Origin of the sequence: Bacillus sp. FJAT-47783, assembly GCF_022808615.1 — a bacterium.
GTDB lineage: Bacteria > Bacillota > Bacilli > Bacillales > Aeribacillaceae > Bacillus_BZ.
Window position 1 is genome coordinate 62,319 of record NZ_JAKZKS010000014.1, and the last position, 19,893, is coordinate 82,211.

The 19,893-nt window shown below is 39.3% G+C and carries 16 protein-coding genes; 2 read left to right on the plus strand and 14 right to left on the minus strand.

The features are described 5' to 3' along the window. Window positions 1-18 precede the first annotated feature (18 nt). The 4 genes from MLD65_RS11390 to MLD65_RS11405 form a co-directional block, all read right to left on the minus strand. A complete protein-coding gene (locus MLD65_RS11390) occupies window positions 19-1,308 on the minus strand; it encodes a UDP-N-acetylglucosamine 1-carboxyvinyltransferase (protein ID WP_243291991.1) in 1,290 nt (429 codons plus the stop codon). A gap of 551 nt (window positions 1,309-1,859) precedes the next feature. Further along, the gene (fsa, locus tag MLD65_RS11395) at window positions 1,860-2,504 is read right to left on the minus strand and encodes a fructose-6-phosphate aldolase (protein WP_243291992.1); all 645 of its coding nucleotides are present in this window, start codon (window positions 2,502-2,504) and stop codon (window positions 1,860-1,862) included. A 113-nt stretch (window positions 2,505-2,617) separates the two neighbouring features. Further along, a complete protein-coding gene (locus MLD65_RS11400) occupies window positions 2,618-3,478 on the minus strand; it encodes a class II fructose-bisphosphate aldolase (protein WP_243291993.1) in 861 nt (286 codons plus the stop codon). Between the two features lie 181 nt (window positions 3,479-3,659). After that, window positions 3,660-4,031 (minus strand): response regulator, encoded by a 372-nt coding sequence (locus MLD65_RS11405; protein WP_243291994.1) that lies wholly within the window; start codon window positions 4,029-4,031, stop codon window positions 3,660-3,662. A gap of 309 nt (window positions 4,032-4,340) precedes the next feature. On the opposite strand from MLD65_RS11405, the gene MLD65_RS11410 reads away from it, so the two are divergent. Beyond that, window positions 4,341-4,859 carry a DUF2529 domain-containing protein gene (locus tag MLD65_RS11410; RefSeq protein ID WP_243291995.1) on the plus strand — a complete coding sequence of 173 codons (519 nt, stop codon included), beginning with the start codon at window positions 4,341-4,343 and terminating at the stop codon, window positions 4,857-4,859. Between the two features lie 325 nt (window positions 4,860-5,184). On the opposite strand, the gene MLD65_RS11415 is transcribed toward MLD65_RS11410, so the two are convergent. From MLD65_RS11415 to MLD65_RS11455, 9 genes are all read right to left on the minus strand, one after another. Beyond that, window positions 5,185-6,786 (minus strand): CTP synthase, encoded by a 1,602-nt coding sequence (locus MLD65_RS11415; RefSeq protein WP_243291996.1) that lies wholly within the window; start codon window positions 6,784-6,786, stop codon window positions 5,185-5,187. A gap of 413 nt (window positions 6,787-7,199) precedes the next feature. Further along, complete coding sequence (gene rpoE, locus MLD65_RS11420) at window positions 7,200-7,727, minus strand: DNA-directed RNA polymerase subunit delta (protein WP_243291997.1); 528 nt, start codon at window positions 7,725-7,727, stop codon at window positions 7,200-7,202. 296 nt (window positions 7,728-8,023) lie between these two features. Beyond that, the gene (gene icmF / locus MLD65_RS11425) at window positions 8,024-11,281 is read right to left on the minus strand and encodes a fused isobutyryl-CoA mutase/GTPase IcmF (protein WP_243291998.1); all 3,258 of its coding nucleotides are present in this window, start codon (window positions 11,279-11,281) and stop codon (window positions 8,024-8,026) included. A gap of 63 nt (window positions 11,282-11,344) precedes the next feature. After that, a complete protein-coding gene (locus MLD65_RS11430; protein WP_243291999.1) occupies window positions 11,345-11,962 on the minus strand; it encodes a TetR/AcrR family transcriptional regulator in 618 nt (205 codons plus the stop codon). 20 nt (window positions 11,963-11,982) lie between these two features. Next, on the minus strand, window positions 11,983-13,122 hold the full coding sequence (locus MLD65_RS11435) for an acyl-CoA dehydrogenase (RefSeq protein ID WP_243292000.1): 1,140 nt from the start codon (window positions 13,120-13,122) through the stop codon (window positions 11,983-11,985). Window positions 13,123-13,308: 186 nt separating this feature from the next. Next, complete coding sequence (locus MLD65_RS11440; protein WP_243292001.1) at window positions 13,309-14,445, minus strand: acyl-CoA dehydrogenase; 1,137 nt, start codon at window positions 14,443-14,445, stop codon at window positions 13,309-13,311. A gap of 24 nt (window positions 14,446-14,469) precedes the next feature. Further along, the gene (locus tag MLD65_RS11445; RefSeq protein WP_243292002.1) at window positions 14,470-15,321 is read right to left on the minus strand and encodes a 3-hydroxybutyryl-CoA dehydrogenase; all 852 of its coding nucleotides are present in this window, start codon (window positions 15,319-15,321) and stop codon (window positions 14,470-14,472) included. Window positions 15,322-15,541: 220 nt separating this feature from the next. Continuing rightward, window positions 15,542-16,720, minus strand: coding sequence for an acetyl-CoA C-acetyltransferase (locus tag MLD65_RS11450; protein ID WP_243292003.1), 1,179 nt, complete (start codon window positions 16,718-16,720; stop codon window positions 15,542-15,544). A gap of 350 nt (window positions 16,721-17,070) precedes the next feature. Next, the gene (locus MLD65_RS11455; protein ID WP_243292004.1) at window positions 17,071-19,185 is read right to left on the minus strand and encodes a (Fe-S)-binding protein; all 2,115 of its coding nucleotides are present in this window, start codon (window positions 19,183-19,185) and stop codon (window positions 17,071-17,073) included. Between the two features lie 428 nt (window positions 19,186-19,613). Between MLD65_RS11455 and MLD65_RS18435 the strand changes: the two genes are divergently transcribed. After that, on the plus strand, window positions 19,614-19,814 hold the full coding sequence (locus MLD65_RS18435; protein WP_481748522.1) for a sigma factor: 201 nt from the start codon (window positions 19,614-19,616) through the stop codon (window positions 19,812-19,814). Here MLD65_RS18435 and MLD65_RS11460 read toward each other — a convergent pair. Continuing rightward, the coding region (locus MLD65_RS11460; protein WP_243292009.1) for a transposase at window positions 19,797-19,893 on the minus strand (97 nt) is incomplete at its 5' end. The genes MLD65_RS18435 and MLD65_RS11460 overlap by 18 nt on opposite strands.

A 19,893-nucleotide genomic window follows, 5' to 3' on the forward strand; every position in this document is an offset into this window, starting at 1 on the left:
CCAAAGTTGTTGTTCTTTTTATGAATTTTGCATTTGTTCAATTTCTTGATCTGTCATTTTTTCTCTCCAAACATTTGCCCCTAAACCGTTCAATTTCTCTTCAAGCAATGAATAGCCGCGATCAATATGTTCGAGACCTGTGATTTCCGTAATTCCATTTGCTATTAAACCAGCAGATACGAGTGCTGCTCCTGCACGAAGGTCGCTTGCTTTTACTTTAGCACCTTGTAATCTTATGGCACCAGTAATAATGGCTGATCTGCCTTCCACTTTTACGTTTGCTCCCATTCTCCGTAACTCGTCAATATGTTTGAAGCGAGAAGAATAGATCGTATCAGTCACAACGCTTGTCCCATTCGCCTTTGTTAATAAAGACGTAAATGGCTGTTGAAGGTCTGTTGGGAAGCCAGGATAAACGAGTGTTTTTATATCGACCGGTCTTAATTCCTTTTGTCCACCAACGATATAAATTTGATCATCGCTCGTTTCAACATGAATCCCCATTTCACGTAATTTGGCAATTAATGATTCTAAATGGAGTGGAATGACATTATCAACAATCAGTTCCTTCGCCATCGAAGCACCGATAATCATATATGTACCCGCTTCGATACGGTCTGGAATGATCGTATGGCGACAACCGTGAAGCTGTTCAACACCATCGATACGAATGACGTCTGTACCCGCTCCTTTAATTTTTGCACCCATACTTGTTAAAAGAGTTGCTACATCAATAATTTCAGGTTCTTTTGCTGCATTTTCAATAATCGTGCGTCCTTTCGCTAACACAGCAGCTAACATAATATTAATCGTAGCTCCTACACTGACGACATCAAGGTAAATGCGAGCGCCTATTAGCTCGTCAGCGCGTAAATAAATCGCGCCTTGTTCGTTCGTTACTTTAGCTCCTAACGCCTCAAACCCTTTTATATGTTGATCAATTGGGCGTGGCCCAAGATGACAACCTCCTGGCAAACCGATAACCGCTTTTTTAAAACGGCCAAGCATCGCCCCCATTAAATAATACGATGCACGTAATTTTTTTACTTTGCCGTTTGGAAGCGGCATTGAAATCATGTTGGCAGGGTCAACTGTAATTTCATTTTCATCATACGATACGGTGCCGCCGATTTCTTCCAGTAAATCACCTAAAATCCGCACATCAGAAATGTTTGGTAACCCTTCAATGGTCACAGGAGATTGGGCTAAAATTGTCGCTGGGATTAAAGCAACTGCACTGTTTTTTGCTCCGCTAATTCTTACTGTGCCTTTTAACGGATAACCACCTTCTACTTTTAACTTTTCCATGGTAGTCTCCCTTCTCTGCCAGAGCTTACTAAAGAAAATGAGCGCAAATTTTCTTTAGCAAACTATGTTGTTTAGTAGAAATTACCCTTTGCCAAAATAATTTCCAATATTTGATTGAAGCATACTTCTCTTTTTTATTTTTCAGTAAAGAAATGAAGTTCAGCGGGAAGCCCACACCAAAATAGTTGACCTAAAGGCTCGTGTCCCCACCGTTGCAGAGACATGCTACAAAAAGTAGCGTTCGTACCACGAGGGTTTTGAAACCTTCAAGTCTTATTAATTTTTCATCATCTGGTTGGATGACTGCTAAGAGAAGGATAAAGTGAAACTTCTATACGGGATGACCTAAAGACCGTTGTGACCTACAGGACGTAGGTTACACAGACGTGGCCACAGGATGTGGCGTCTGTGTTCTTTCCAGCTGTCTCCCACCTACCTCCTTTGCCTTACTACAAAATCTTGAGGTGGGGATCTTGCTACCCGTTAAGAGAATATTTTTAAACGAATGGATTGTCCCCATTATGAAATAGGAACAATCCATGATTCATTTATTATTTAGTAGCGTTGTTCCAGTCCGCTAAAAACTTTTCGATTCCTTGATCTGTTAATGGATGCTTAAATAATTGCATTAACACTTTATATGGTATTGTTGCAATATCTGCACCGCGAAGAGCTGCTTCTGTAACGTGTTGTGGATGACGAATGGAAGCGGCAATAATTTGCGTTTCAATGCCGTGTACACCGAAGATTTCAGCAATCTCAGAGATTAAATCAAGCCCATTTTGTCCGATATCATCTAAACGTCCTAAAAACGGTGAAACATAAGTTGCGCCAGCACGTGCAGCTAATAGCGCTTGGTTAGCACTAAAAATTAATGTGACGTTTGTTTTAATGCCTCTCTCTGAGAACGCTTTTACCGCTTTTAAGCCATCTGGAGTCATTGGAACTTTAATTGTAATATTTGGTGCAATTTTCGCTAACTCCAAACCTTCTTCAATCATTTCTTCTGCTTTTGTTGCAATAACTTCCGCACTTACAGAACCCGATACAACTTCAGTAATTTCGCGTAAACGATCATGAAATGAAACATTTTCTTTGGCTACTAAACTTGGATTCGTTGTCACACCCGCTAAAACACCAATTTCCTTAGCTTCTTTAATTTCGTTAATATTTGCTGTATCAATGAAGAATAACATCGAAATGCCTCCTACTATTTTAGAAATGTGATCGCTTTCTAAATGACAAGAAATGAAACCGCTGCTTGTATTTTGGATACAAAAGAGCGGTTCCACTCGATCATTATAAATGATTATTCTGCTTTACCAGAAGAACCGAATTCACGCATTTTTCCTTTTACGGTTTCCTTAATTGCTTCACGAGCAGGTCCTAAGTATTTACGTGGATCGTAAAGATCTGGCTTTTCAGCAAGCACTTCACGAACACGTTTTGCAGAAGCAATTTGGTTCTCAGTATTTACGTTAATTTTTGCTGTACCTAATGAAATCGCTTTTTGAATGTCCTTTGTAGGAATTCCAGTACCACCGTGTAATACTAATGGAACGCCTGTACGCTTTCCGATTTCCTCCATTTCAGCAAAACCTAAATTCGGTTCACCTTTATAAGGACCGTGTACAGAGCCTAGCGCAGGAGCAAGACAATCAATTCCTGTACGTTTCACAAGCTCTTCACACTCATTCGGGTCTGCGTAAATAACACCGTCTGCTACGACATCATCTTCTTGTCCACCAACAACACCTAACTCCGCTTCAACAGATACACCGTGGAAGTGAGCTAATTCAACAACTTTAGACGTTGTTGCAATGTTTTCTTCAAACGGATGGTGAGACGCATCGATCATAACAGATGTAAACCCAGCATGAATCGCTTTTGCACATGATTCAAAGCTTGATCCATGGTCTAAATGAATGGCAACAGGTACTGAAACGTTATATTCTTCCATTAACGCTTTAACCATACTTACAACGGTTTTAAATCCACCCATGTAGCGACCTGCACCTTCAGATACTCCTAAAATAACTGGGGACTTTTCTTCTTCAGCAGCTTGTAAAATCGCTTGTGTGAATTCTAAGTTGTTTAAGTTGAATTGACCCACTGCATAGCCGTTATTTTTTGCATTGTTCAGCATTTCTGTCATTGAAACTAAAGGCATGACAAAAAATCCTCCTTTTATGTAGCCAAATTTACGTATCGAAAAGCTAGTCTTATTTAGGCTTGACCAGAACAAACGAATGTATGTATATCTGGTTTGCTTTTCACATACATAAGGATACCAACTAATATCGATTTCGGCAACTTATCTGTTACATTCCAATATTAACATTTTGTGAAGATTAGTTTGATTTAATCGGTAAATACTTTTTAACAGCTTGACGAATATCATCGATATCAAAAGGCTTCGCAAAATGAGTGAGAGCTCCTAAATCTTTCGCTTCCTGTATCATGTCAAGCTCACCATATGCCGTCATAATAATGACACGAATTTCCGGATCAACAACCTTCATTCGTTTTAAAATTTCAATTCCGTCCATCCCTGGAATTTTCATATCTAATAAAACTAAATCAGGGGAGTGTTTCTCTAAAATTTCTAACGCTTGAAAACCACTTGCAGCTTGAAATGTTTTATATCCTTCCCTTTGAAATACTTCATTTAATAAAATTCGTATCCCATATTGGTCATCAACAATTAGTATTTTTTCATTCATACTATACACCTCTTTACGTCAAATTATTTATTTCCTAAAAGAAAAGAATAGCCCATTATGATCATCAAGTGCTTTTTAAATGGCGCTATTTATCCTCATCCTTTTCGTCTCCATTGTATTATGTTTACCAATATTATAACGTACTCCAATAACATATTCTTTATTGAAAATGAATCTCCTTCACATTCTTACCGACAATTTTTGCTATCCCCTCTAATTCAAGCTATAATGAGTAGCATAGTAGCGGGAATGATGTAGACCGATTCCATTCCCCATTATTTTCAAGTTGACATAAGGAGTTTACTCATTATGCTTAAAATTTTCACAACACAAGTTACAGGATTGATGAATCGAGTATATGAAAAGCAAGCGTACCAATTAGAGGATGGAGCTCGGCTGCTCGCACAAGCTGCCATTGGAGAGGGTACAATCTTTCTATATGGTGAAGGCGAAATGGCAGGGGTTATTTCTGAAGCGATCAATGGTTTAGAACCACTTCCTTCAGCAAAACATCTTGAACACCTTTCTGAAGTGACACATGCTGACCGTGTTCTCATTTTTAGTCGTTTTTCCAATGATCGAAAAGCAGTCGACATAGCGAAACATTTTGAGGCAGAAGGCGTACCTACTGTCGCGGTATCCGCCATTGTTCAAGAAGAAGGTGAAACGTTACAACATTTCGTTGATGTTCACATTGATACAAATCTAAAAAAGCCGTTAGTTCCAATGGATGACGGCGAAAGAACTGGGTTTCCTGCATTGTTATCGTCCTTATACATATACCACTGTTTAGCTTTAACATTACATGAGATGTTAAGTGAATATTGAGGGGAATCAAATACAATTCAAGTGAAATTTGTTAGTTAAGGATCATTGCGGATAATAAGTGCAATTATGGAAAAACAAGTGCAATTAAGCCTTTCTTGATGCAATTAAGGCCCTCTTCGTGCAATTATTTCAGAATTCGTGCAATTAAATCGCTAACTGGTGCAATTATTTCTGAATTCGTGCAATTATCCTTTAAACTGGTGCAAAAACACTTCTACATTTGAATCAATCATTTATTTTCGCGTTAAAAACTAAAAATATCCGCTTATTTTTCTTTTTCCCTATAAAAAGGACCTACCACAAGGCAGGTCCTTTTTTGAACAAATTATTTTGAATGCTTTAACGATGCTTCGACAAAGTCACGGAATAATGGTTGTGGTCTTGTCGGACGAGATGTAAACTCTGGGTGGAATTGAGATGCCACAAACCACGGATGATCTTTCACTTCAATAACTTCCACTAAACGCCCATCTGGACTTGTTCCAGAGAAGACAAATCCTGCTTCTTCCATTTGTTGACGGAATTCGTTGTTAAATTCATAGCGATGGCGGTGACGCTCATAAACAACCTCATCTTTGTAAGCATTATACGCATTCGTTTCTTTTGTAAGCTTACAAGGGTATAAACCGAGACGTAACGTTCCACCTAAATCTTCCACATCTTTTTGTTCTGGTAATAAGTCGATGATTGGATATTTTGTATTTGGATCGATTTCAGCCGAGTGCGCCCCTTCTAACCCTAGCACATGGCGGGCAAATTCAATCGATGCTACTTGCATACCTAAACAAATTCCAAAGAAAGGAACTTTTTGCTCACGCGCATATTTTGTTGCAATAATTTTCCCTTCGATGCCACGGTCTCCAAATCCTCCTGGCACTAAGACTCCATCTACATCTTTTAACAATTCATGAACGTTTTCACTCGTTACATGTTCAGCATTGATCCAGCTTATTTCGACATCAGCATCAAAAGCATATCCTGCATGGCGTAATGCTTCCACAACGGAAATGTACGCGTCTTGCAATTCAACATATTTACCGACAAGCGCAATACGTGTTTTCTTTGAAAGGTTGCATACTTTGTTAACAAGCTCTTTCCATTCTGTCATATCCGCTTCGCCGCATTTTAAATGCAAATGCTCACATACAAAATGATCTAATTTTTGATCTTGTAATGCTAACGGAACGCTGTATAACGTATCAGCATCACGAGCTTCAATTACCGCTTTCGGATCAATGTCACAGAATAAAGCAATTTTCTCCTTCATATCTTGTGAAATAGGCATTTCCGTCCGTACAACGATGACATCTGGTTGAATACCTAAGGAACGTAACTCCTTCACACTATGTTGTGTCGGCTTTGTTTTCATTTCACCAGCTGCTTTAATATAAGGCACTAATGTACAGTGGATATACATGACGTTGTTACGACCGATATCACTTTTGATTTGGCGAATGGCTTCAAGGAAAGGCAATGATTCAATATCTCCAACCGTTCCACCAATTTCGGTAATGACAACATCTGCACCTGTTTCTTTTCCTGCACGAAACACTTTATCTTTAATTTCATTCGTAATATGAGGAATGACTTGTACAGTACCACCTAAATAATCTCCACGGCGTTCTTTCTTTAATACAGTCGAATAAATTTTACCTGTTGTGACATTGCTATATTTATTTAAATTAATATCAATGAAGCGCTCGTAGTGCCCTAAGTCTAGGTCTGTTTCTGCTCCATCATCCGTCACGAATACCTCACCATGTTGGTACGGACTCATCGTCCCTGGATCCACGTTAATGTATGGATCAAACTTCTGAATCGTGACACTTAAACCACGGTTCTTCAATAAACGACCTAAAGATGCTGCGGTAATCCCTTTACCTAGTGAGGATACAACCCCACCCGTTACGAAAATGTATTTTGTCATAAATGTCCCCTCCAGTTGCTATCTAACATATAATGTGTACAAAAATAAAAAAATTAACGAGCATCGTGCCCATCAAAATGTTTTATTATTTGAGGACCAGCTCTATACCGATCAAAGCGATCGTTTTTTCTTTCTATAAAGTGAAACTTCATTCAGTGGGGGTTTTTTTCATCCCCTACTGAATGTTAGTTGAACCAATCAGACCTTTACGGGCAGTTGCAGTTATATCCCCCCACCTCAAGATTCTGTGGTAAAGCAAAGAATCTTGAGGTGGGGAGCTTACTGCCCGTTAAGATTGGGATAAAAAACAAAAAAGCTCCCTTCCACTTTGGAAAGGGAGCTTTTGATTGAAACGACCATTTTAAAGAGCCCAAGTAAAATATTAGCGAGGAAAGAGTCGAAAGTCAACCCTCTTATAAATCCTCTTCTTCGTCTTCAACATCTAATTCGTCATCTAAATCTTCTTCTTCCTCGTCTAAATCAAATTCATCATCTTCAAGAATTTCATCGTCAGAATCGAAGTCGTCATCCTCTTCTTCGTCCTCTGCATCGAAATCGTCATCCTCTTCGAACGCATCAAGGTCTTCTAAATCGATTTCTTCTTCTAAATCGTCAAGGTCGTCGCTTACCTTCTTCGCCTTTTTCTTCTTAGACTTCATAACTGGTTGCGTTTCCTCTTCGATTTGATCATATGGATACCAGCTTCTTAAGCCCCAATTGTTTTCACCGATGCAAATGAATCGTCCGTCTATATTAAGATCTGTGTAAAATTGAGCAATTCGCTCTTCAATCTCTGATTGAGTTAAATCCAATGCATGCGTGATTTCATCCATTAACTCTTTGAATGTAATCGCTTGTTTTTTTTCCGAAAGAATTAAATAGGCGACTTCAACCATGGACATTTCTTTCAGCTGCGCTGGCGAATATTGCGTTAAACTCAAGGCCTAGCACTCCTTTTCTGAAATATTTCATCTATATTCAAAATTAAAGGGATTGGCATTGCCTTTCGAAAAAAAAGAAAACAAAATAAGTTCAGTATGTAAGAAAGCTTTATAGGCAAGACCATCCCTTAAATGTGACAACTGTTAGCATACCTATCATTATAAACAATATTAACAGCTTTATGCTACATTATTTGATTAAAAATAAAAATTCTTTATTAACGTTCTACGTCCTAAATTATTCTTTCCAATCAAAAAAAGAAGGGAAAGGCATTTGGATGCCCATCCCACATTTGTTACATATTCCGACGGTATTGTCCCCCTACTTCGTACAGCGCTTTCGTAATTTGTCCGAGGCTTGCCACTTTTACCGTTTCCATTAGTTCAGCAAAAATGTTTCCGTTAGATACAGCCGTTTTCTTTAGCTTTTCTAACGCTGCTTCTACTTTGTCCTCATGCTCTTTTTGGAATTTTCGCAAATTGTGAATTTGTAATTCTTTCTCCTCATTCGATGCACGAGCTAGCTCCATATTATCGACTTCCTCCTCACTTGGAGGGTTCGGATTTAAGTACGTATTGACACCGATAATTGGAAGCTCACCTGTATGTTTTTTCATTTCGTAATACATCGATTCATCTTGAATTTTACCTCGTTGATATTGAGACTCCATCGCTCCTAAGACGCCGCCACGTTCATTAATGCGATCGAACTCTTTTAATACAGCTTCTTCAACAAGATCCGTTAATTCTTCAATAATAAAGGAACCTTGAAGCGGATTTTCGTTTTTCGTTAATCCATGCTCCTTCGTAATAATCATTTGAATCGCCATTGCTCTTCGAACCGATTCCTCAGTTGGTGTTGTAATCGCTTCATCATAAGCATTTGTATGAAGGGAGTTACAGTTATCGTGTAACGCCATTAGCGCTTGTAGCGTTGTGCGAATATCATTAAAGTCAATCTCCTGAGCGTGAAGCGATCTACCAGAAGTTTGCACGTGATATTTCAGTTTTTGGCTACGTTCATTCGCTCCATATTTATCGCGCATAACTGTTGCCCAAATGCGACGAGCGACACGTCCAATAACGGTATATTCAGGGTCTAAACCGTTGCTAAAGAAGAATGATAAATTTGGTGCAAAGTCGTCAATGTTCATACCGCGACTTAAATAGTATTCTACATACGTAAAGCCATTCGCTAATGTAAAGGCAAGCTGAGAGATTGGATTTGCCCCGGCTTCTGCAATATGATAACCGGATATGGAAACAGAATAATAGTTTCTGACTTTATTGTTAATAAAGTATTCTTGAATATCCCCCATCATTCTTAGCGCAAATTCTGTTGAGAAAATACACGTATTTTGTCCTTGGTCTTCTTTTAAAATATCTGCTTGCACTGTTCCACGAACGGTTTGCAATGTTTGGACTTTTACCTCTTCATATTCTTCGCTTGTTAATTTTCGCCCTAACTCTGCTTCTTTTTTCTCGACTTGCTGATGAATCGCTGTATTCATAAACAATGCTAAAATAATTGGCGCAGGCCCGTTAATCGTCATCGATACAGACGTAGACGGATCACATAAATCAAAGCCTTTATAGAGCTTTTTCATATCATCTAACGTACAAACGTTTACGCCACTTTCACCAATTTTCCCAAAAATATCTGGACGATAATCTGGATCTTCCCCATACAGTGTCACAGAGTCAAACGCTGTACTTAAGCGTTTAGCTGTATCATCTTTTGATAAATAATGGAATCGTTTATTTGTCCGTTCAGGCGTTCCTTCTCCCGCAAATTGACGCTTCGGATCTTCCCCTTCCCGTTTGAAAGGAAATACCCCTGCTGTATATGGGAACGAGCCCGGGACATTTTCACGGTAAACCCACTTTAAAATTTCACCATAATCTTTATATTTTGGTAAAACGACTTTTGGAATATCAATTCCAGAAAGTGATTTCGTTTTTAATTTTGTTCGAATTTCTCGTCCGCGAATAATCGTAACGAACTCATCTTTAGCATATGTCTCTTTCGTTTCTTCCCAATGGGCAAGAATGTTTTTTGATTCTGGCGTTAATTTTTCTTCTAAACGCTCTTTCATTGCTTTTAAAGAGGCTAGCACTTCTCCATTGCTTTCTGATTCGTTTACTGTCTCTATTGTTCCTTCAATTTGGAATAAACGACGGGCAATTTCGACTTGCTCCTCGGCTTTTTTATGATAATTTCTTACCGTTTCTGTAATTTCACGTAAATAATAACGACGTTCTGGAGGAATGATTAAGTTTTGTTTTTCTACGTCTTTTACAGATGGTAATGAAGACGTCCATCCTTTATTCGCTTTTTCGTTAATAAGCGATAAGAGTGCATTGAACAATGTGTTTGTTCCTGGATCGTTAAATTGGCTCGCAATTGTTCCATAGACTGGCATTTCGTCAAGTTCTTTATCAAATAGCATATGGCTTCTTTGATACTGCTTCTGTACTTGACGTTTTGCATCTTCGGAGCCTTTCTTTTCAAATTTATTAATAACGATTAAATCTGCAAAGTCAATCATATCGATTTTTTCGAGCTGGGACGGTGCTCCGAATTCACTTGTCATCACATACATGGCGATGTCACAAATGTTGCGAATTTCGGCATCTCCTTGCCCGATTCCGCTCGTCTCAACGATAACGAGATCATAATTAGCCGCTTTTACAATATCAATAGAATCTTTGATCGCAAGGGATAATTCAGATCGAGACTGACGCGTCGCTAAACTTCGCATATAAACGCGTTCATTAAAGATTGAATTCATACGAATTCGGTCTCCAAGTAGTGCCCCGCCTGTTTTTTGTTTCGTTGGGTCAATGGAAATAATAGCGATGTTAATATCTGTCACTTCATTTAAGAAACGACGAATGAGCTCATCCGTTAAAGAGCTTTTCCCTGCTCCACCTGTACCTGTAATACCAATAACCGGTGCTTTTGATGGTACATCTTTTAATTGAGTGAGCACTTGTTCGACCGTTGCTGCCGCCTCGTCATTCGCAAATAGTCTCGTTTCAGCAAGTGTTATTAACTGGGCAACCGCTTTTATATCCCCTTCTTTTACTTGCTCTAACGCTTTCTTTGGATCATTGATTGTTAAAAAGTCACACTCTTCAAGCATCATGTTAATCATGCCTTGTAAACCGTTACGTCTACCATCTTCTGGTGAGAATATTCTGGCAATTCCGTATTCATGTAACTCTTTTATTTCTCTCGGAATGATAACGCCGCCGCCACCTCCAAAAATACGGATGTGAGACGCGCCTCGTTCCTTTAAAAGGTCATACATATATTTAAAATATTCGACGTGTCCACCTTGATAGGATGAAATCGCAATTCCTTGCACATCCTCTTGAATTGCAGCGTTTACAATTTCTTCAACCGATCGATTGTGACCGAGGTGAATAACTTCTGCACCACTCGACTGTAAGATTCGTCTCATGATGTTAATTGATGCATCATGTCCGTCAAATAAACTAGAAGCTGTCACAAATCGAACTGCATGTTTTGGCCGATAAATATGTGCCATTCCCCATCCCCCTTGAATGTTCTTAGTTATTGATCATGTTTTTTTCATCTGTAGTCATTAACGTCAACAAATTCCTTTTAAAATGAAATTTGTTTGCAGAACAATATACTCTTCTAGTGAATACGTTTTCTGTAATGCCCAGCGTCTAAATGCCCACATTTGCCCCTTTACAAAAATGTTATGGGCACATAAACGCTGTTCTGATTTCGTTAAATCAATTTCCCCTTTGTTTACACAACCTTCAATAATTTGCTCGAACATGCCAACCATTTCGAGCTCCTTTTTTAAAACGTAAGGGAGCGCATCCTTTGAAAGCGACTTCACTTCTTGATACATGACAAGTACTTCGTCTTGCATTTCATCGACTACTCGGAAATAATTTGCAATTGCACGCTTCAAGCTTTCAACCGTTCCTTGCTTCATATCAAGCTCTTGTTCTAAACGCTCCCTTACTTCATCATAAATCGTGTCACAAACAAGATATAAGATATCCTCTTTTTGGCGAATGTACTCATATAGGGTTCCGATACTAAATCCTGCTGCTCTTGCTATTTCTCTCGTCGTTGTGCGGTGAAATCCTTTTTCTTTAAATAAGTTCACCGCACCTTTGACCATTTGATTTCTTCTCTTCTCTATTAACCTTTCATCCTTTACAGATGCAGGTACTTGCCTCTTCCCCATAAATCACCACCGATATCCCTTTATTTTGTTAACATTCTCGAAATAACAAGACGTTGAATTTCTTGTGTTCCTTCGTAAATTTGCGTAATTTTTGCATCGCGCATAAAGCGTTCGACCGGATAGTCTTTCGTATACCCATAGCCACCAAACACTTGAACTGCTTCAGTTGTTACTTTCATCGCGATATCTCCCGCATATAATTTAGACATCGCTGACTCTTTTCCATACGGTAAGCCTTCCGATTCAAGCCATGCCGCTTGATACGTTAATAAGCGTGCTGCTTCCACTTGTGTCGCCATATCCGCGATCTTAAAACCAATTCCTTGATTTGCTGCAATGGGCTTACCGAATTGATGACGTTCTTTTGCGTAATGAACTGCCGCATCCAGTGCACCTTGAGCAATACCGACTGCTTGTGCTGCAATTCCATTCCGTCCACCATCTAACGTCATCATGGCAACTTTAAAGCCATCTCCTTCTTGACCGAGTAAATTTTCTTTCGGTACGATGCAGTCTTCAAAAATAATTTCAGTTGTTGGAGATGAACGAATGCCGAGCTTTTTCTCTTTTTTCCCAACTGAGAAGCCTTTGAAGTCTTTTTCGACAATAAAAGCACTCGTTCCTTTATGTTTAGAAGAAGGATCGGTTAACGCAAACACTACATAGTAGTCCGCGATTCCACCATTTGTGATAAAGATTTTCGAACCGTTTAAAACGTAATGATCTCCTTCTAATCGAGCCGTCGTTTTCATCGCACCCGCATCTGAACCAGATCCAGGTTCTGTTAAACCATATGCACCAATTTTTTCCCCTTGTGCCATCGGACGTAAATATTTTTGTTTTTGTTCTTCAGATCCAAATTTAAAAATTGGCCATCCTGCTAAAGAAGTATGTGCAGATAACGTCACCCCTGTTGACGCACAAACGCGTGACAACTCTTCAACGGCAATAACATAAGCTAAGTAGTCGCTTCCGATTCCACCGTACTCTTCTGGCCACGGTATACCCGTTAAACCGAGCTCGGCCATTTTGTTAAAAATCTCCATGTCGAAACGTTCTTCTTCATCCCGTTCAGCAGCTGTTGGTGCCACTTCATTTTGCGCAAAGTCGCGCACCATTTTTCGTAACATCTCATGTTCTTCACTAAGTTTAAAGTTCATCTTCCCATCCCCCAAATTAAATGTATGATTAAATGAAACCCCTTTATTCAAAAAAGCGCAAGGCGCCCGCCTATCGGCGACAAGCCGGCTTGTGACCTCGAGCCGATGACGCCTTGCGCTAGACACTAAAAACTCATGCAAAACTTTATATTTATAGAAAATCAGATCTAATTGACAAATTTCCCCTTATTTCATCAATTGTTTACTAATGACAAGTCGTTGTATTTCGCTTGTTCCCTCGTAAATTTGACAAACTTTTGCGTCTCTGAAAAATTTCTCAACAGGATATTCTTTTGTATATCCATACCCACCATAGATTTGAATCGCTTCTGTTGATACATCCATAGCTGCTTGTGAAGCAAATAATTTCGCCATGGATGCTTCTTTTCCACAAGAAAGTCCGTTTTGACGTAAATAAGCTGCTTGGTAGGTTAGTAGTTTTGCTGCTTCTACTTGTGTAGCCATATCCGCTAGTTTAAAGGCAATTCCTTGATTTTTTGCAATGGGCTTACCGAATTGATGACGTTCTTTTGCATAGTCGGTCGCATGTTCTAAAGCGGCTTGAGCGATCCCGAGTGATTGAGCAGCAATTCCAATTCGTCCAACATCTAAGTTTGCCATGGCAATTTTAAATCCTTGACCTTCTTCACCGAGTAAGTTCTCTTTCGGTACGAGTGCATCTTCAAACGTAATTTGAACCGTTCTTGAACCGTGAAGCCCCATCTTATGCTCATCTTTTCCGATGATAAATCCTGGTGTATCTTTTTCCACGATAAAGGCAGAAACCCCTTTACTACGTTCTCCTTCACCAGTGCGTGCGAAAACGATATACGTATCTGCCTCTCCACCATTTGTAATGAAAACTTTCGAGCCGTTTAATTTATAGTAATCTCCTTCTTTAACAGCACGCGTTTTTAAGCTTGCAGCATCCGACCCTGCGCTTGGTTCTGTTAAACAGAAAGCCCCTAAATATTCACCAGAAGCAAGCTTTGGTACGTATTTTTTCTTTTGTTCCTCCGTACCAAAATAAAGAATTGGATTCGTTCCAACTGATGTATGAACAGATAAAATGACCCCAATCGTTGCACTTACACGTGATAGTTCATGAATGGCAATAATATAGGAGGTGAAGTCCATTCCAGATCCGCCGTACTCTTCCGGAATTGGAATCCCCATTAAGCCAAGTTCCCCCATCTTTTTTAAGATCTCTCTAGGAAACTCGCCCTCTTCCATTCTTTCAACAAATGGGACAATTTCACTTTCCGCAAAATCGCGCACCATTTTTCGCATCATTTCCTGTTCTTCTGTGAAGCGTAAGTTCATCTCATCCATCTCCCTTTGTTGTTGTTACTCGTATGTGTAGAAACCTTTACCTGTTTTCTTGCCGAGCCATCCTGCTTTCACATATTTTCTAAGTAATGGACATGGGCGATACTTATCATCACCAAATCCTTCATGAAGGATTTCCATTATGTAGAGACATGTATCTAAACCAATAAAGTCCGCTAATGTTAATGGACCCATCGGATGGTTCATCCCAAGTTTCATCACTTCGTCTACCGCTTCCGGTGTTGCGACCCCTTCGTAAACCGTATAAATCGCTTCGTTAATCATCGGCATTAAAACACGGTTGGATACAAAGCCAGGAAAATCATTCACTTCAACTGGCACTTTGTTCAATTTCTTTGTCATATCTTCTATAACTGCGTAAGTTTCGTCAGTCGTTGCTAAACCGCGAATAATCTCGACTAATTTCATGACTGGAACAGGATTCATAAAGTGCATGCCGATTACTTTCTCCGGTCGGGTTGTAGCAGCTGCAATTTCTGTAATTGGAAGTGAAGACGTGTTTGATGCTAAAATGACATGTTCTTTTGTGATTTCATCTAACTGTTTAAAAATCTTTGTTTTAATTTCCATATTTTCAACAGCAGCTTCAATACATAAGTCCACATCACTTGCATCCTCTAATGAAGTCGAAGGATTAAGGCGCGCGAGAATTTCACTTTTCTCTCCATCCGTCATGCGACCTTTTTCTACTTGTCTCGTTAAATTTTTCGTTATAATTTGCATTCCTCTTTGGACAAATTCCTCTTTTAAATCATTGAGGACAACGTCAAGCCCTGCTTGAGCACACACTTGTGCAATACCTGAACCCATTTGTCCAGCACCAATCACCATTACTTTTTGTACATTCATGAATCATCCATCCCCTTTGTATCTTTTTATTAACCTGGGCTGCTTTCGCAAGTTTTGTTGCTTATTGAACAAAGCGATCATTTTTAGTCTCCTTGTAGCTTTACAAGGTGAGAGATCAGAGGTGGGAGTAGAAGCAACCGGGATTCACCGATTGCCTCTTATCTATACATTCTCACTTTTTCAAACCGCAACAATCTTATAGCCTCAATCTATTAAAAGATTAAACTTGTACTAAGACAGCATCACCTTGGCCGCCACCGCTACAAATAGAGGCAATTCCAAGCCCGCCGCCGCGACGTTTTAACTCATAAATGAGCGTCATTAATATTCGTGCACCACTTGCCCCAATTGGATGCCCGATCGCAACAGCTCCACCATTTACATTAATTTTCTCTGGATCTAATCCTGCGATTTCTTTACTTGCTAAAGCAACTGCTGCGAACGCTTCGTTAATTTCAAAAAGGTCAATGTCTTCAACCTTTTTGCCTGTTTTTCGTAATAGTTCATTGATAACTAATCCTGGTGTTTTCGGGAAGTCTTTCGCCTCAACCGCAATGGCTGTATGGCCTAAAATCGTTGCTAGTGGTGTTTTCCCTTCTTTTTCTGCACGCTCTTCACTCATTAACACAAGGGCTCCAGCTCCGTCATTCACCCCAGGAGCATTACCAGCTGTAATCGTGCCGTCATGGTTAAAAACAGGGGCTAGTTGAGATAGTCGTTCATAGGAAGTATCTTTTCTTGGTGATTCATCGACTTCAACGACAATGCTTGCCCCTTTTCGCTTTGGTACTTCAACAGCAACAATCTCTTCTTGAAGCTTCCCTGATTCGGTTGCAGCAATTGCTCGTTCATGGCTGCGAAGTGCCCACTTGTCTTGTTCTTCTCTTGAGATGTTTAATTCCTTCGCTGTATCATTTCCGTATGTCCCCATATGAACACCTTTAAAGCTACATGTTAATCCGTCATGAACCATGGCATCTTTCACTTCACCATGACCTAATCGTAAGCCCCATCGCGCTTTCGGTAACAAGTATGGAGCATTACTCATCGATTCCATGCCCCCCGCTACAATTAAATCTTCATCACCAGTACGAATGATTTGATCCGCTAATGTAACACTGCGAAGACCGGAAGCACAAACTTTATTAACCGTCTCTGTTTTGACATGCCATGGGATTCCTGCCTCACGTGCAGCTTGACGTGACGTAATTTGTCCTTGTCCCGCTTGCAACACATGCCCTAAAATGACTTCTTGTACTTCTTCTGGTGCAACTCCAGCTCGTTTTAATGCTTCTTTCACAACTATTCCACCTAGTTGCGGCGCAGTAAAAGAACTTAACGCTCCACCAAATTTTCCAAAAGGAGTTCTCGCAGCACTTACGATTACCGTTTTTCCCATCATCATTCTCCCCTTTGTTAAAATGAAATTTAAATTACATGAATCCTTTAAACGACTGAACGCTCGCTCGACCTTTGACAACAAAATATTAACAGACATTCATTAATATTCTGTATATAGCAAATATTCTCCTGCTTCTTTTTAATATTATTTAAAGGAAGAGGTGCTCCCCCTTCCTTTTTTAAATCAGACACCATCGGCCCGAGCTCGCAATTGGGGTTCATTAAGTATTTCTTATAATATTTAGTTGAAGGAAACCGTTATTTTCCATATCTTTGAATCATTGAAATCGGCGAATTCGTCGATTTCAATGATTCTGACCTCTGAACAAATTACGTTAGCGCTTTTTTCTATGACACTAAGTTTTTCGGTTGTTCTCCGAAGACCGCTTTTTCTAGAAGCTCGGCAACATCATACGTTTGAACGTTTTCTTCAACCTCTTTTGCTTTCGTACCATCACTTAACATCGTTAAGCAATAAGGACATCCAGAACTAATAACACTCGGGTTCACAGCTAATGCTTGTTCTGTTCGGGCAACGTTTATGCGGCTACCTGTATCCTCTTCCATCCACATAAGACCGCCACCAGCTCCACAGCACATACCTGTTTCGCGGTTTCGTTCGATCTCAACGAGATTGACACCTGGAATCGCTTTTAAAATTTCACGCGGCGGCTCATATACTTCATTATATCGGCCTAAATAACATGAATCATGGAACGTTATCGTTTCATTTACTTCGTGTTTCGGTGTTAACTTTCCTTCTTTCACAAGCTCTGCAAGCAATTCTGTATGGTGATAAACTTCTGCTTCTAAACCAAAGTCCGGATACTCGTTTTTAAAGATGTTGTAAGCATGTGGATCAATGGTCACAATTTTTTGTACGCCAATCTTTTCGAATTCTGCAATGTTTTTCGCCGCTAAATCTTGGAATAAAAATTCATTTCCTAATCGACGCGGCGTATCTCCAGAGTTCTTTTCTTTATTGCCTAATATCGCGAATTTCACACCCGCTTCATTTAAAAGCTTGGCAAATGAGAGGGCAATCTTTTGGCTTCGATTATCAAAAGATCCCATTGACCCTACCCAGAATAAATAGTCAAACTCTTCTCCTTCTTTTTGAAGTTCTTTTACTGTTGGAACATGTACATCTTCACGAATCTCACGCCATTTTTCACGTTCACGACGGTTTAACCCCCATGGATTTCCTTGACGTTCAATATTTTGCATGGCTCTTTGTGCGTCTGCATCCATTTTTCCTTCTGTTAGTACGAGATAACGGCGTAGATCAATGATTTTATCAACATGTTCGTTCATAACTGGACATTGATCTTCACAATTTCGGCACGATGTACATGCCCAAATCTCTTCCTCTGTAATGACATCGCCAATTAAGCTGGGGTTGTAGTCAATCGTTGCAGCCACTTCTTGCCCACCAGCTGAGGCAGCCATCGTTGCTAACTGATTTCCCTTTGTATGTGAAAAAGCGAATGTCGGAACCCACGGCTGCTTCGAAGTTACAACTGCCCCTTTTTCTGTTAAATGGTCACGAAGCTTGACGATTAAATCCATTGGTGAAAGGATTTTCCCTGTCCCCGTAGCTGGACACATATTTGTACAACGTCCACATTCGACACATGCATATAAATCAATTAACTGTGTTTGCGTAAAATCTTCAATCTTTCCAACCCCAAACGACTCTTGCGTCTCATCCTCAAAGTCAATCTTTTCTAACTTACCAGGATTTGAAAGGCGACTAAAGTACACATTGGCTGGTCCTGCAATTAAGTGAGCATGCTTGGACTGTGGTACATACACTAAAAATGTTAATAGTATTAATAAGTGAATCCACCAAGAAACGTAAAAAATAACCGTAGCCCCTGTCTTTCCGACAAAACCTAAAAGAAATGCAAAGGATGAAGCAATCGGTTCGCTCCACGTTAAGTCATGGTTATGCCAAATAATATTCATGCCATTTCCTAATAAGACAGAAAGCATTAACCCACCAATAAAAATGAGAACAAGTCCTGATTTAAATCCCCTTTTTAATCGGACAAGCTTTTCAATATATCTGCGATAAAATGCGACAACAACTGCAATTAAAATGGAAAATGTAACAATTTCTTGGAAAAACGTAAACAATGGATAGAGAGGGCCAAGCGGTAGATGAGCATCTGGTACTATTCCTTTGATGATGAAATCAATGGCCCCGAATTGAACAAGAATGAATCCGTAGAAGAAGACGACATGGACCCAGCCCATTTTTTTATCTTTTAACAATTTCTTCTGACCAAAAACATTAACCTTAATTCTTTCTAATCTTTCTTTTACCTTTCCATCAAACTCGACTTTTTTACCGAGCTTAATATAGGCGATTCGCGTTCGGATTAAGTAAACAAATAAGGACACACCGTAAGCGGTCACAAGTAAGAACGCAATGAGATTCACCCATAACAGCGTATTCATAATACTCCCCCATTCCCCCAGTTGTCACGAAAATTCGTAACCCATAAAATATTCAGAAATGTTCCTTACTTCTATTATATAATGAATGAGCATTCAGTCAACGTTTTTTCTCACAATTCATAATCTATTTGGATAATGGAATTTTTAAACAGCAAAGCAAGCTCATTTTAATTTCTTGCGACCATTCTTTCTCATTTTTATATTGTTAATTTCAAAAAGACTCCTATTTGGAGTCTTTTTTTCGAAACTTTCCGTCATTCAACATCGTAAAAGATACTATCCATTTTTCTACTTTCCATTTACATTTTTCCAAATTTTAAATACTATTTCTTTATGTGTGTTAAAAAAGGAATTATTTTCAAAAAACCGAAAATTACCGGAACTATTTGACTCTAGCATTCGTCAATTAGGTAGAAAGGAGCAGGCAGATGGGAAATGTCGATATTGATATTGTAAAGGTCATAAAGACACATCGGCCACATATCGAAAATACGGTCAGAAAAACAGTGAAAAACCCGTCTCTTGTCGATGATATTGTGCAAGATGTATGTATAAAAATATATAATTATTTCCAAAATTATGGCTCATCACCAAAAGTCGGGGGTGACAAATTAGCACCCTGTTTCTAGGCGGATACGCAAGAATAAATGTTTATCATTTCGATAGCCATATCCTCTCCGTTTGATGAGTTTTATTTTATTATTTGTC